Below are 14,445 nucleotides of genomic sequence, written 5' to 3' on the forward strand. Positions count from 1 at the left end.
TCAACCAGCAATCTAGACCGATGAATTGATCTTCGCAGGCCGGTCGGCGCTTTCCGGGCTCACGGAGCTCTCCTTCGGCGGCGCGAGCCGCGCCCAGCTGGCCGCGTCGCCCCACACCGACCCGGCGCCGACGTACGGCCGCAGCAGGGCGGTGAGCCGCTCGTCACCGCGGCCGCCCAGCTCGTCGGAGGCGACCTTGCGGGCGATCCCGGCGAGGAAGTCGGCGATCTGCACCCGCGGATCCTCCCGCGCGGCGACGAGCCGCAGCCCGGCCAGCCCGATGCCCCGGTCCCGGGCCGTCCGCCGGATCCACTCGATGCGCTCGTCGGTGAGGATGTTCTGCCGGTCGTGCACCAGCTCCACCCGGCGCCCGTCGGTGGTCCAGTGCGCGGCCGTGTGGACCACGGCGGGCAGCAGCGGATTGAGGACCGGGACCAGCACCGCGGCACCCTCCGGGATCCCGGCCCGATAGGCGTCCGCGCGGGCCCGGGCCGCCGCGATCCGGGCGAGGACCGCGCCCGCCCCGGTGGCAGGGTCGACGGGGAGCGTGTCGACCGTACGGAAGAACGCCTCGACCGGATCGCCGTCATGGCGCACGCGCAGCAGCCGGTTGGCCGCCTCCAGGAACGCCCGCCACCCCTCGGGACCGAGCGCCGCCGGCCCCTCCCGGTACAGCACGACGGCCGCCCCCGGCTCGCCGAGCAGCAGGTCGACGGCCCGGTCCACCACGAGGAACGCCTTCTCCGTCAGATGCACATGCGCCTGGTCGGGCAGCGGCCCCGACGAGGACAGAAACCACTCCAGGACCGCCCGGTGCTTCTCCCGCAGCAGATGGTTCGCCTTGTACTCCTCGGCGGGGGACCGGATCCGGTCGCGGATCTCCCGCACCTGCGCCGCGGCCGACTCCACGGACATCGACACACTCCCGTGCGCGAACACATCCGTGTTCCCGCCGGTCAGGTTCTCCCCGTCGGAGCCCGACTCGTCACAGGCGACGACGAGGACTCCCGCACCGCTCGCCGTGGTCGTCCCGTTCACATGATTCCCGGTCACTGCCACAGCCCCCTATCTTGTGCCCCATGACCAGGATCCCGCACGGAATATCCGGTGCACCGGACCCCCTGAACGCCCTGGACCTCGACCGGCTGCGACGCCGTACGAGCATGAAGTGGCGCGCCTACCCCCCGGACGTGCTGCCCCTGTGGGTCGCCGAGATGGACGTCCCGCTCGCCGAACCCGTCGTGCGGGCCCTCACCGACGCCCTCGCTCTCGGCGACACCGGCTACCCCGCGGGCACCGGGTACGCCGAGGCGCTGGCCGCCTTCGCCGCCAAGCGCTGGGGCTGGGACGGCGTCGCCGTGGAACGCACCGCGCTCGTGCCCGATGTGATGCTCGGCGTCGTCGAGATGCTGAAACTGGTCACCGGCCCCGGCGACCCGGTGATCGTCAATCCGCCCGTCTACCCGCCGTTCTACCAGTTCGTGACGCACCTGGACCGGCAGGTCGCCGAGGCGCCGCTCGGCGCGGACGGGCGGCTCGACCTCGACGTCCTGGAGGACGCCTACCGGCGGGCCGGCGGGCGGGCCGCGCACCTGCTGTGCAGCCCGCACAACCCCACCGGAACCGTGCACACCGCCGAGGAACTGGCCGCGGTCGCGGCGCTGGCGCAGCGGTACGGCGTCCGGGTCGTAGCCGACGAGATCCACGCGCCCCTCGTGGCCTCCGGCACGGAGTTCGTGCCGTATCTGTCGGTGCCGGGCGCCGAGCGCGGGCTGTCGCTGATGTCGGCGTCCAAGGCGTGGAACCTCGCCGGGCTGAAGGCCGCCCTGGCCGTCGCCGGGCCCGGGGCCGCCGCCGACCTCGCCCGGCTCCCGGAGGAGGTCGGGCACGGCCCGAGCCACCTCGGTGTCCTCGCCCACACCGTCGCCCTGCGTGAGGGAACCGCCTGGCTGGACGCCCTGCTGACCGGCCTCGACGACAACCGGCGGCTCCTCGCCGACCTGCTCGCCGAGCACCTGCCCGGCGTCAGGTACCGGCCGGGCGAGGGCACCTACCTCGCCTGGCTCGACTGCCGGGCCCTGGGCCTCGGAGAGGATCCCGCCGCCGTCTTCCTGGAGCGCGGCCGGGTGGCCCTCAGCTCCGGCCTGCCGTTCGGCACGGGCGGCGCCGGACACGTACGGCTGAACCTGGCGACCTCGGCACAGATCCTCACGGAGGGCGTGCGCCGCATGGCCGACGCCCTGCGCGACCCCCGGTGATCCGCACGGCACGCCCTACACTGCCCGGCATGGACGACACGACGCTGGACGCGCTCGGCGCGGGCAAGTACCTGCTGCTCACCAGCTACCGCAAGAACGGCACCGGCGTCCCGACCCCGGTGTGGGTGGTGCGCGACGGGGACGCCCTCGGAGTGTGGACGGTCGCCGACTCCTGGAAGGTGAAGCGGATCCGGGCGCGCGGCGACGTCCTCGTCGGCCCCTGCGATCTGCGCGGCCGTCCGACCGGCGAACAGGTCCCGGCCACCGCGGAGATCGTCGACGCGGCCACCGCCGGCCGCTACCGGCAGCTCATCGCCCGCAAGTACGGCGTCCTGGGCCGGCTCTCCCTGCTGGGCAGCCGGCTGCGGCGCGGACTCGACGGCACCGTCGGCATCCGGGTGACGCTGTGAGGCGCTGACACACGAGAGGGGCCCGGACCGTACGGCCCGGGCCCCCGGCACCGACCACGACGGCCGGCGGCGACGGACTACGACGCGTCCACCACCGTGCCCGTGAACACCAGCCCGTCGGGCCGCGGCTCATCGGACTCCCAGTCGATATCCGCGAAGCGCACCGACTCGGCCGACTCGCTCACCTGGTCCGCGATCGTCGGCATGCTCCAGTCGGCGGTCGTGCTCCCCGCCGGGACGGACAGTCCCACCCACAGGTCCGCCTGCGACAGCGGCCGCTCCGGGTCGGGCTCGGAGCCGGTCTGGTCCAGCAGCCATTCGGGGTCCACGTCCTTGGTGGACAGCTCGTCCGCGACCGGCTGCGCCTGGAACAGCCGCCAGATCTCGACGTCGGCCGGTTCGGACAGCGTCACCCGCCAGGTGAGGGACTCGCCCTCGGTGATCCGGTCCGCGACCGGCGTCACCGTGAACGTGGGCATGGGGTCGTCGTTCTCCACCAGGACCCCGCCCTGGTAGGAGCCCACCACGACGCCGCGCACGGACTTGACGAGGATGTAGTGCGAGACGTCCTCGGAGTACCGGGTGTTGCCCCGCACCTCCACGGACACGTCGACGCCCTGGCCGCCGGGCCGCACGGTCACCAGCTTGTCCCGTGCCTCACCGGTCTCGGGATCGATGACGAACACCCGCACCTGGCCGCTGCCGTGTCCCGACACCCGCACCGGCACCTGGTACGTGCGTACGCCCTCGTCGCCCTCCTTGACCGTCGTACGGCCCACGTCGACCCGCGGCAGTGCCGCCGGCCGCGCCACCGGGGTGCCCGCGCGCCAGCCCCAGGCGTCCATCAGCCACGCCTGCCCGGACCGAGAACGCGGGATCAGCTCCAGGGAGTCGATGCGCCTCAGGTCGAGACCGGCGCGGGTGGCGGCGGTCAGCGGGACACGCACCGCACGCGCCCAGTAGGAGGCGCTGTAGCGGCCGCCGGGCAGCCCGTCGACCGTGATCCGGCCGAGCGTCGCCCGGCGTCCGGAGGTGTCGGCGACCGCCACGTCCAGCTCGGTGCCGCTGGTGTTCGGCGGCACGAACACACGCAGCGCGAGGCTCTGGGACCCGGCGAGGGACAGCGCCTTGGGCGTGCGGACGCGGGTCGCGGAGCCCGGCGCCGACCAGTCCATCGCCACCGCGCGGCGGTCGGGCTCGTCCGTCGCCCAGCGCGCGAAGTGCGGGGACGATCCCGTGTCGGGGTCGAAGCACCCTTCGGACGACTCGGATCCGGTGCCCGAGCACAGCCGGCCACCGGTCACCTCGACCGGCCCGTCCGGCAGGAACCCGGCGCCACGGCCCGCGCCGACCGCGTGGGTGAGGACCCGGGCGGGGTCGGCGGACGGCGCGCGCAGGCCCGTGCCGTCGAGCAGCGGGCGGGCCCGGTCGTCACCGGCGACGAACAGCCGTGCCGCGGCGGCGATGTAGGTGGCGCCGGCCTGGTGCTGCTCGTCGGCGGTCAGCCGGGCGGGCGCGTCCGACGCGCACACCGGGTCGGGGTCCTCCGGGTCGTCCCAGACGTCGTCCCAGGCGGGAGCCTCCGCCTGGCCCGGCGTCCACTCGGAGTTGAAGAAGTTGTGGTTGGCGCCCACCACGTAGACCGCGCTGTGCAGGGCGGTGCCCCGGCTGACGCCACGCGTGCCGTCGACGTACACCTGACCCTGGAGGTCGGACACATCGCCGTCGCAGCCCGGCAGGATCGTCGCGGACGGCACGTCGGCGACCGGATTCTGGCCGAAGATCGTCGGTCCGATGAGGACGGTGCCGCGCACCGTCCAGCGCGCCTTGCCCCGGTAGCCGTCCTGGTCGGCGGGCGGCGGGTAGAGGCTGTCCATGGCGGCCCGGTTGACACCCTCGCCGCCACGCGAGTGCCCCACGAGCAGGACCCGCGACAGGTCGGCCCGGGGCGCCTTGCGCACGTCCGCCGGGGCCTTCGCCGGGTGCGCGGACCAGTCGGCCCAGCGGGCGAGGTGCTGACGCACCAGCGACGACCGCGCCTGGGCGCCGCCGTCCTCGGCCTGCCAGTCCTGGCCGTTGATGCCGTTCGCGGAGATCGACACCGTCACATAGCCCTGGGAGGCCAGCAGTTGCTGGTCGCGCAGATAGCCCTTGTGGCTCGGGATGGGCCGGTAGCCGTCCGCGCAGGGCCAGGCGCCCGTGGTGTCGTCCTCGGCGCCCGGCTTGTAGCAGGTGGAGTGGCGGCCGTGCAGGAACAGCGCCAGCGGTCGCTTGCCGGTCGCCCCGGCCGGCGCGACCACCACGGCGCGCATCTCGATGGGCTCGGCGAAGCCGGGCAGCTTCACCGGGTCGAGGTCGTACTCGCCACGGACCGTGCGGTACGAGCCCGGCTTGCCCGGATCGACCGCGCCCGCCGGCGCCTTCCCGCTCGCCGGCGGCGGCGTGGCAGCGGGCGAGCTGCCGCCGCGGCGGGCGTCCTGCGCGGCGGGCGCGTCCAGTCGCCGCCCGCCCGCGAGGACCTGGAGGTCCTTCAGATCTGCCGTACGGGCGTCCGCCAGGTCGAGCCGGAAGGTCCGGCCGTCCTCGCCGGGCTCCGGTACGCCGAGCAGCTGGTCGTTCGCGTGGAACTCCACACGGGCGTCGCCCATGGCCACGGGCGACGGCGAGCGCCAGACCAGGCCCTCGCCGTCCATCTGCCAGCCCGGTGGCAGCTCATTGCCGGACACCGCGGTCAACGGTGCGGCGCCGGGCGGTTCTTGGGCCTGTGCCAGCCCCGGTGATGCCGCCAGCGTCGCGAGCGCCGCGACCGCGGTGACACCTATTCGCCGGGCACGGATCAATGGTCGTCCCCTCCTCAACACATGGTGTGCGGGCGACCCGTCCGTCCCGGGAGCCCCACACGCCCGAGAGGATGTCGGGGGCGGCCTGTGGGTTGCCTGTGCGGTCCGATCCGGTGCTGCGACCGTCATGATCCGGACACCGGGGACCGGCGGGCCGCGCACCAGGGGAAGGCCCCCTGGGGGAACTGACCGCCCGCCCCGGCCACTGTGTGGCACGAGCGGGTGCGTGTGGTCGGACGCATTGCCGGACGGGCGGGGAAGTCAGGCTTGCGGAGGCCGTGCAAGACCGACCGTCACCGGTCGGCAGTGACCTGTGAAACAGAAACCCGCACGTGGGCCCCTCCGTCAGGGGCGGGGCGCGGCGGAGGGGACCAGCGCCTGATGGGCGTCCTGTTCGGCTCGGCGCGGGAGCCGACGGCCACCGAACGCGACGGTGCGCCCGCCCTGGCCGCGGACTCGCCGCGGCCGGTCAGCTCCAGGCCCGGTACGGCTCGTCGACCAGTTGGAAGACCGGCTCGCCCCGCACCGGGTCCTGGGCGGCGGACAGCCGTACCCGGTCGCCGCTGTGGATGCCGATCGGCGGGCCCATCACCCGGCCTCGCAGGACGAACCCCTCGGCCATCTCGATCAGGGACACATTGCGCGCGGCGGGCGTGTTGCGGTGCACCACCGTCGAGTGGCGCACCGTGCCCACGCCCTCGCTGCGCTCGGTGCGCAGATCGCTGCCCCGGCACACCGGACACAGCACCCGGTGGTACATGGCGGTGCCGCACCAGGTGCAGCGCTGGAAGAGGATCGCCTCGCCCTCGCCGCGGGTGTGGTCGAGCACGCCCGCCGTGGCGCCGGCCGACTGCGACACGGCGTTTGCTGAGTGGTGGTACACGCTGGTCAACTCCCTGCGCTCGCCCTTCAACTGCGCGCGCACGACGTCAGCCGCGCACGCGGGTGCGCGGCTCACCGTGCCACCGTGCACGGCGTCAGCGTATGGCACTGAGTGCCACTCGTAAAGGCACTCCGTACCCCCAATCTTTGCGGGGGTTCAGCCGCGCCCGAGCGTCGTCTCGATCTCCTGCACCACCCGCCACAGCGGTGCCCCGCGCCGGGAGACCACCACGACCACGTCCTCCGGGCCCTCCGGCCGCTCGTCGGCCGGAGGTGCGGGCGGCGTACCGAACACCGACTGCACATACGCCAGCGCGTGATCGAGCGTCGCGGTCGCGTCGCCCTGCCCGTCCGAACGCAGCCAGGAGCGCAGCGCGTTGTTGTGCGCGGCGACCACGGCCGCCGCGATCACATCGGCCTGCAGCGTCCCGTCGCGCCGGCCGGCGAAACGCCCCCGCAGATACTCCGCGAGGGCGCGCTCGTAGCGCCACACCACGCTCAGCTCGTACGCGCGCAGCCCGGGCACCTGCTTGGTGAGCCGGTAGCGCTGCACGGAGAAGGCCGGGTTCTCGGCGTACATCCGCAGCACCAGCCGGGCCGCGTCGCACACCCGGCGCACCGGGTCGGGCGCGTCGCCGCCCGCGGCCAGGAACGCGGTCATGTCGGCCAGACAGCGCTCGTGGTCGGGGAAGACCACGTCCTCCTTCGACGGGAAGTAGCGGAAGAACGACCGCCGCCCGACCCCGGCCAGCGCCACGATGTCGTCGACCGTCGTCTGCTCGTACCCCCGCTCCAGGAACAGCTGGAAGGCCGCCGCGACGAGGGCGTCCCGCATGGGCGGTCTGGCCTCCGCCTTGTCACTGGGGATCATGGCAGGGAACGTAGCACGTCATGGCACTCAGTTCCCTCCGGCAGGGGAACTGAGTTCCCTGCGGCCTGCGGGGCGGGCGGCCGCGTACCCTGGCCGGGCCGCCCGCCCCGCACGTCCTGGAGAACCGCATGGCCGCCGCCCGACCCCGCATCCTCTACGTCACCGATCTGGCGTACCCGGCACGCGGGCGCCGCTACTGCGACGAGGACATCTTCCTGACCTCCCGGCTGCGCGCCGACTTCGACCTCGCCCTGTGCCACCCCCGCGACGCGGCCGCCCTCATGGACGCCTTCGACGCCGTCGTGGTCCGCAACAGCGGCCCGGTGCTGGCGTACCAGGAGGACTACGACGCCTTCCGCGAGCGGGCCCTTGAGCGCGGCACCCGCCTCTACAACCCGCTCACCGGGCGCGCCGACATGGCCGGCAAGCAGTACCTCCTCGACCTGACGGCCGCCGGCTTCCCCGTCATCCCGACGGTCGACCGCCCGGAGGACCTGGACCACCTGCCCGCCACCGACCGTTACGTGGTCAAGCCCAAGCTGGGCGCCGACTCCATTGGGCTGAGGATCGTGCCGAGCGAGGAACTCCCCGACCTGGCCGACGGCACGGTCCTCGTCCAGCCCCGGATCGACTTCGCCTACGAGGTCTCCTTCTACTTCGTCGACCACACCTTCCAGTACGCCCTCCACGCTCCCGACCCCGACCGCCGCTGGGACCTGACGCCATACGAACCGACCCCCGCCGACCTGGAGTTCGCCCGCCGCTTCATCGACTGGAACGGGCTCGCCCACGGCGTCCAGCGCGTCGACGCCTGCCGCGCGCCCGACGGCGAGCTGCTCCTCGTCGAGCTGGAGGACCTCAACCCGTACCTCTCCCTCGACGCCCTCGACGACGCGGGGCGGGACGCCTTCGTGGCCGCGCTGACGGACTCCCTGCGCCGCTTCCTCGCCGGCTGAACCCTCCCGGTGCCGCGCCCGTATCACTCCCCGGCGAACCGCGGCGACGAAGGAGACCAGCGTGCCGACACCGCACGGACCGGGGGAGTCCCCCGAGCGTCCGGTCCTCGAACCCATCGTGGTGCTGCGCCCACGCCGCACCGACGCCCTCGCGGACCTCTACCGCGAACTCACCGAGGACCGCCCCGCCGAGGGCTACGAACCCGTCCCACTGGACCCGCCGACAACCGGTCCCCAGCTCGGACCCCGACCGATGCCACCCAAGGCGCCCCACCCCGGGCCCCGGCCGTCGCCGCAGACCGGAACCGGGCGACCGTCACCGACCGCACCGGAAACCGGGGCCGCGCGCCAGGCCGGGACCACGCGGTTGCCGCCGAACGCGCGCCAGGCTGGGACGCGGCCGTTGTCGCCGACCGCGCCGCCTGCCGGGAACAGGCGGCTGCCCGGGGCGCGGATGTTTCGACCGAGCGCGCCGCAAGCCGGGACCCGGCCTGCGGCGCCGACGGCGCGCCAGGCCGGGACCGGGCGGCTGTCACCGACCGCACCGGAGACCGGGGCCGCGCGCCAGGTCGGTGCGGGGCCGTTTCGGTCGACCGGGCCGCAGGGCGGGAAGCGGCGGTCGTCGCCGGTGGTGGGAGGGCGGCGAGGTGGTGGCGGTGTCGGCCGGCGTCGTGCCGCGATCGTCGTCGGTGTGATGGCGGCGGCGGTCGTCGGGTTCGGTGCCGCGCTGCTGTTACCCGGCCGGGACGGCGAGAGCGCCGCGCGGACACCTCCGGCCGTCACGCCCACGCCCACTCCCACTCCCACGGCTTCCGTCTCCGCTCCTCCGGGTGATTCCGCCCGCGTCGGCACCCTCCGGGAGGGGGACACCGGGCCCGAGGTGAGCGATCTGCAGCAGCGGCTCAGGCGCATCCCGAACGTGTACGACCGGGGCGCCACCGACGGCCGCTACGACACCGTGCTCACCGAGGCCGTCGCCCGCTTCCAGCTCTGGTACGGCATCCGAGGCGACGAGACCGGTGTCTACGGCGACGACACGCGCCGCGAGTTGGAGTCGCGGACCTCGTAGCCGGCACAGGACGGGTACGTCACTGAGTGTGGCGCGTGTCACAATGAGTGGTGGGTCGACGGGCGTTCGGCACCTCGGCCCACCGAGTCGAAGGCCGTCCGCACATGAACGTCGCCCGCATCCCCGGTCTGCTGCTGCCCGCCGTGTTCCTCATGGCCCTGCTGGTCGGGCTGTTCTGGTACTGGCGGCACCGCGACGAGTGAGACGGGTGAGCCGGGGGTCCGCTGTCAGACGGTCTCCTCCTCGGCGCCCTCGGTGTCCTCGTCGGATGCGGGCATCCGCAGGTCGAGGACGCACACGTCGTCCCGCTGCTCACTCTCCAGCACGGTGCCGAGCAGCCGGTCCAGTGAGGCCGGACCGTCGTGGGCCTGCGCCTCCAGGGCGCGTGCGAGCCGCTCCAGGCCCCGGTCGATGTTCTCGCCGGGCCGCTCGACCAGCCCGTCGGTGTACAGCACGACGCGGTCGCCGGGTTCGAGAGCGCACTCGTACTCCTCGTAGTGCGCGGTCTCGCAGGCCCCGAGCAGCATGCCGGCCGGCCGTTCGAGATAGCGCGCCCGGCCGGCCCGCAGCAGCAGCGGCGGTGGATGGCCGGCCTGCGCCCACACCAGCCGCCGTTCGGCGCTGTGGAAGCGGGCCAGCACCATGGTGGCCGTGCCGTGCGGGTCCCGTGAGTGCAGCAGCAGGGCGTTGAGCCGGTTCAGCGCGCCGGTCAGCGAGGAGCCGGTGATGACCATGCCCTTGGCGGTGAACCGCAGCTGCGCCATCGTGGCGACCGCGTCCATGCCGTGCCCGGCGACGTCACCGACCACGAACAGGGCCTCCCCGTCGTGCAGTTCGATGGCGCTGAACCAGTCGCCGCCGACGCTCAGCCCCGACTGCGCGGGCAGATAGGCGACTTCGACGCGCAGCCCGACCATCCGCACGACCTTGTGCGACAGCGGCAGCAGCGCGTGCTGCAGCCGGGCCGCCACCGTGCGCTCGGCCTGGAGCACATGGTGCTGGGTGAGCATGGCCCGTTCGCTGGCGACCAGGGCGAGTTCGGCGCTGCGCTGGGCGGTGAGGTCCTGCACACAGGCGCGCACCTCCACCGGTGTGCCGTGCGGGTCGGCCACCGCCTCGGCGACCACCCGCAGATGCCGTATCCCGGTGCGGGTGGCGACCCGGAACGGCACGTCGCACGGCCGGCCGGCGACCCTCAGCTGGTCCACGGCCCGGGCGAGCGCGGGCTCGTCCTCGGGCAGGGCGAGCCCGGGCAGCTCGGTCAGCGGTACCGGGCCCTGTGCGGGATCCCGGTCGAAGAGGGTGAAGACCTGCGACGACCAGGCGGCCTCGCCGGTGGTCGGGTTCCAGGTGGCCCAGCCGAGGCTGCCGCGACGCGGGACGTCGGTCGGCCGCTCCCGCGGGCGGTCGGGGAGGTCCTCCCGCAGCCAGCTGACCACCAGTGCGTCACCCAGCCGCGACACCCGCGCCGAGAACGTCGTCAGCTCCGTGTCCGCGCCCGCCGTCCGCTGCCGCGCGAAAGGCTCGCTCTCGTAGGGCCTCCCGGTGGCGAGCGTGTCCAGGCAGCCGTGCCACAGCGGCTCGGACGCCACGGCCGGCCAGCACTCCAGCAGCCGCAGACCGACCAGCTCCCGGCCGGTGCGGCCGAGGCTGTCGAAGGCGTCGGCGGTGGCCGCGTCGATACGGAAGTCCTCCACCCGGCCCGACGCCGTGCGCAGCGGGGTGAGCAGGAACGCGACGAACGGCAGCCGCTGGAACACCGCCCGCACGGCGTCCACGGCCGGGCCGATGGGCGGCTCCTGTCGGGGGCCGAACATTCGCAGCGGGCCCGCGCAGAGCCGGGCGACGGCCTCCAGATGCTGCCGGTCCCGCGCGGTCAGCGCGCCTGGCGCGCCCCGCAGCGCCCCGATGACCAGGTCGGTCGTCTCCCCGGTCACCACCGGCACCCATGCCTGCGCCCGCCACCGTCCGGGCGGATCCCCGATCAGGGGATACCGCGCGCGTTCCGTTTCGGTGCCGTCTTCCGGCCAGCGGGGCCGGCCGCTGTCCAGGGCGTCCAGGGCGGGGATGCCGGGCAGCGGCGGCACCTGGTGCCACTGCCGGGCCACGGTGTCGTCGACGCCCGCGTGCCCGACGAGTTCGAGGCCGCCGCCGGACAGCCGGGCGTACAGCATGACCGCGTCGGTGCCGATGGCCGGGGCAAGGTGGTCGAGCAGGCAGCGGGCCAGGCCCTGCGGCCCGGCCACCCCGACGAGGGCCCGGCCGAGCCGGCCGAGGGCGACGGAGAGGTCCTCGGCCATGGCGGGCGCCGGTTCCGTCTCGGCGTGCGCGGCGTCGGTCGTCGGCCGACCGGAAGTGGGGCCGGGCGGCTCCGGAGCCAGGTTCCCCAGGACGATCCAGCACTCCTCCAGGAGGGTGCGGTGCGCGGCCTTCGCCCGCTGACGCAGCGATTCGTGCGCGGCGTCCGGCGAACAGCCCGTCTGTGCCATGACGGCGCCCTTGGCCCGCTCCACCACGGCGGCCGTGGCCGCGGTCTCCTGCAGCCGGTCTATCTCGGCGCGCTGACGCGCGACCACCCGCGTCAGCGCGGCCAGTTCCGGCACACCGTCCGACTCACCCGGCACGGCGGGTTCGCTCGTCACGTCTTGAGCATCCCACACCCACGCGCATTCGATGCGGTCCGCGCGGGAGCCGGCGGGATCTACCAGGTCAGCGGCCCGCGGTGCGATCGACCAGGGCCTCGGTGACCGCGCGGACGCTGCGCGCGATGTGCTGCAGCTGCATGATCTCGGCCGCGTACAGCTTGATGGTGTGCTCGATGACGGACTCGGGCAGACCCAGCCGGGGCAGGTCGGCGCGGGCGGTCTGCAGGGCGGTGCGGGCCACCCTGATCTCCTGCTGGACCTGGATCTGCGCATGACGGGCGAGCAGCACCGGGTGACGCAGCAGGGCCGGGTAGCTGGCGTAGCGCGCGGGCACCAGCTCGCGCAGCCACTTGGCCGCCGAACGCTCCCAGTCGTAACTGCCGGGGGTCTTGACCTGGCAGGGCCAGTCCGGGCTGATGCGCGTCGTCGTCAGGGCCATGTTCATCGCTTCCGGTGTAACGACGTCGAACGGGTGGTCCGACGGGGCGGGGCGGTCCCGGTCTAGGGGATGACCGGGACCGCCACGGGCGCTCGCGCTGGCGATGCCCCGAACACCCTTGGGCCGACGTGGGTAGGGGACGGCGGCTCCGGGTGCCCGTACAGGCGCCCTTGTGGGCGGTGCGGTGCGTCGTGAGCAGTATTTATATATGCCGTCTCCTTTGCAAGACGTATGAAAACATTCATGCGTGATCTGTTGAGGCTGATCCCTGGGCCATTTCCAGAACCGGGGGGTGGGGCGGGGGAGAGGCGCGGGCCGGCGGGGTTCACTCCCGCAGGAAGAACTGATGCTGCTCGGCGACCTGCTCGTACTCCTCCAGCCGCGCCTGCGTGCGCTCGGGGCCGGCGTCGGTCATCGCCTGCAGCAGCGCGGCCGCCAGCAGCCCGGGCGCCGCGTAGGAGTCGAACACCAGCCGTGAGCCGGTGCCGCTGGCGAAGGTGATGTCGGCCTCGTCCGCGATCGCCCCGAGCGCCAGGTCGGTGATGAGCGCGACCTTCAGTCCGGCATTGCGCGCCACCCGCACCGCGGTGAGGGTCTCCTGCGCGTGCCGGGGCATCGAGAACGCCAGCACCCAGGTGCCGCCGGCCTCCCGGGACTGCAGCAGCGCGTCGTACGCCACGCTGCCGCCCCGTGTCACCAGCCGGACGTCCGGGTGGATCCGGCGGGCCGCGTAGGCGAAGTACTCGGCGAGCGAGGCCGAGATGCGCAGGCCGAGGACGGTCAGCGGTGTCGACTGCGACAGGCTGCGCCCGGTCTCGATCACCTGGTCGGGGTCGGCGAAGTCCCGGCGCAGGTTCTCCAGGTTCTCGATCTCCGCGTCGACCGCCGCCTGCAGCTCGTTGCTGCGGTTGACCTCGGTCGGGCCGGGGCCGCCGGCGAGTGTGCCGAGGGCGATCGACTGGAGCCGCTCGCGCAGCGCCGGGTAACCGCTGAAACCCACCGCCCCCGCGAACCGGGTCACCGAGGGCTGGCTGACCCCGACCCGTTCGGCGAGGTCGGTGATCGACAGGAACGCCGCCTCGGTGATGTGCTCGATCAGATACTGGGCGATGCGGCGCTGCCCCGGGGACAGATGGGGCCCGTCGAAGAGCGCGCGGAGCCGGGACGTCGCGGACGCCTCCGCCTCCGGAGCGGTCTTGCCCGAGGTGATAGCTGACGCCTGTGCGCGTGCCTGCTGAGGCGATGGCACGGGTGTGCCTCCTTTGTCTCCCACGACCACTCAACATAGCTCACGCAGCGTGGCCGCTCAGGGCTCCCGGAAGGGCACGGGACGCGGCCGCGACGCGTCTCACCTGCGGCAGAGCCCGATCGAACGACCGCCCCGGCCCACCGCCCGACTGCCCCGCACCTCGCCGACGAGCACCCGGCGCAACCATGCGCGAAAGCGAACACCACCGGCCCGAACAGCGGGTGCTCGCCGTGAGCCGCACACCTGCACCGGCTCATCGATGATCGGCGTCCGCCGCACAGGGACGAGCCCGGGCCCGGCGCCGGGGCGATCCAGGACTGAGCGCGGTGTGCGCTGCCGGGGGGAGGAGCCAGCGGCTGGGGGCGGCAGCCGGAGCGCGCGGGACTGCAGGCCCCAGGACCGGGCGCGGTACGAGTCCGGGGACGGGGCGGAACGGGGGCGAGGCGCGCCCCTGGGGGTGGGGAGCAGCCGCGCGGGCAACCGGGTGTGGTGGGCGGGTGCGCGGGGCTGCGGTGAGACCGGGACCGAACGCGGACCGGGTGGGCGGCGGGCGCGTCTCAAGGGGATGGGGCGCACGGGTCTGTGCTGCTCCGGGGCGGGTGCGGTGCGGGCTCTGTCAGTCCGTCCCGTGGTGGGTGGTGTGCGGACGTCGGAGCTGAGCGGGTGTGCCCTTCCGGGCGGCGCGTCAGCCGCGCGGGGCAGCGGGAGGTTGTCCGGGCCTGCGGCGAATCGGTGTGGCCGCGGTGTGAGCCCGTCGCGGACCGCCACGCCCGTGGACCACCCCACGCCGCCGGCACCCATGGCACGCCAGGCCGAGCACCCGTGC

The 14,445-nt window shown here is 73.9% G+C and carries 11 protein-coding genes; 4 read left to right on the forward strand and 7 right to left on the reverse strand.

What is annotated here, in order from left to right:
* Window positions 1-12: 12 nt before the first annotated feature.
* Window positions 13-1,053 (reverse strand): DUF3800 domain-containing protein, encoded by a 1,041-nt coding sequence (locus ACH5AC_RS16535; protein WP_398862517.1) that lies wholly within the window; start codon window positions 1,051-1,053, stop codon window positions 13-15.
* 26 nt (window positions 1,054-1,079) lie between these two features.
* Between ACH5AC_RS16535 and ACH5AC_RS16540 the strand changes: the two genes are divergently transcribed.
* Both ACH5AC_RS16540 and ACH5AC_RS16545 read left to right on the forward strand, forming a co-directional pair.
* Window positions 1,080-2,258 (forward strand): MalY/PatB family protein, encoded by a 1,179-nt coding sequence (locus ACH5AC_RS16540; protein ID WP_398862519.1) that lies wholly within the window; start codon window positions 1,080-1,082, stop codon window positions 2,256-2,258.
* 29 nt (window positions 2,259-2,287) lie between these two features.
* A complete protein-coding gene (locus ACH5AC_RS16545) occupies window positions 2,288-2,668 on the forward strand; it encodes a PPOX class F420-dependent oxidoreductase (protein ID WP_398862520.1) in 381 nt (126 codons plus the stop codon).
* A 77-nt stretch (window positions 2,669-2,745) separates the two neighbouring features.
* On the opposite strand, the gene ACH5AC_RS16550 is transcribed toward ACH5AC_RS16545, so the two are convergent.
* The 3 genes from ACH5AC_RS16550 to ACH5AC_RS16560 form a co-directional block, all read right to left on the reverse strand.
* Window positions 2,746-5,508 carry a hypothetical protein gene (locus ACH5AC_RS16550; protein WP_398862521.1) on the reverse strand — a complete coding sequence of 921 codons (2,763 nt, stop codon included), beginning with the start codon at window positions 5,506-5,508 and terminating at the stop codon, window positions 2,746-2,748.
* Window positions 5,509-5,977: 469 nt separating this feature from the next.
* A complete protein-coding gene (locus tag ACH5AC_RS16555) occupies window positions 5,978-6,391 on the reverse strand; it encodes a Zn-ribbon domain-containing OB-fold protein (protein WP_398862695.1) in 414 nt (137 codons plus the stop codon).
* 156 nt (window positions 6,392-6,547) lie between these two features.
* Window positions 6,548-7,225, reverse strand: coding sequence for a TetR family transcriptional regulator (locus tag ACH5AC_RS16560; protein WP_398862696.1), 678 nt, complete (start codon window positions 7,223-7,225; stop codon window positions 6,548-6,550).
* 164 nt (window positions 7,226-7,389) lie between these two features.
* Between ACH5AC_RS16560 and ACH5AC_RS16565 the strand changes: the two genes are divergently transcribed.
* A complete protein-coding gene (locus tag ACH5AC_RS16565; RefSeq protein ID WP_398862522.1) occupies window positions 7,390-8,217 on the forward strand; it encodes a hypothetical protein in 828 nt (275 codons plus the stop codon).
* Between the two features lie 631 nt (window positions 8,218-8,848).
* Complete coding sequence (locus ACH5AC_RS16570) at window positions 8,849-9,286, forward strand: peptidoglycan-binding protein (RefSeq protein WP_398862523.1); 438 nt, start codon at window positions 8,849-8,851, stop codon at window positions 9,284-9,286.
* Between the two features lie 227 nt (window positions 9,287-9,513).
* Here ACH5AC_RS16570 and ACH5AC_RS16575 read toward each other — a convergent pair whose 3' ends face one another.
* The 3 genes from ACH5AC_RS16575 to ACH5AC_RS16585 all read right to left on the reverse strand — a co-directional run bounded on the left by ACH5AC_RS16575 (window position 9,514) and on the right by ACH5AC_RS16585 (window position 13,619).
* Window positions 9,514-11,928 carry a SpoIIE family protein phosphatase gene (locus ACH5AC_RS16575; RefSeq protein WP_398862524.1) on the reverse strand — a complete coding sequence of 805 codons (2,415 nt, stop codon included), beginning with the start codon at window positions 11,926-11,928 and terminating at the stop codon, window positions 9,514-9,516.
* 67 nt (window positions 11,929-11,995) lie between these two features.
* Window positions 11,996-12,376: a hypothetical protein gene (locus ACH5AC_RS16580; protein WP_398862525.1), complete on the reverse strand. Its 381-nt coding sequence runs from the start codon at window positions 12,374-12,376 to the stop codon at window positions 11,996-11,998.
* Window positions 12,377-12,695: 319 nt separating this feature from the next.
* Complete coding sequence (locus ACH5AC_RS16585; RefSeq protein WP_398862526.1) at window positions 12,696-13,619, reverse strand: MurR/RpiR family transcriptional regulator; 924 nt, start codon at window positions 13,617-13,619, stop codon at window positions 12,696-12,698.
* Between the last annotated feature and the right edge of the window lie 826 nt (window positions 13,620-14,445).

This window comes from Streptomyces sp. NPDC018693, from assembly GCF_044391385.1.
Lineage (GTDB): Bacteria > Actinomycetota > Actinomycetes > Streptomycetales > Streptomycetaceae > Streptomyces.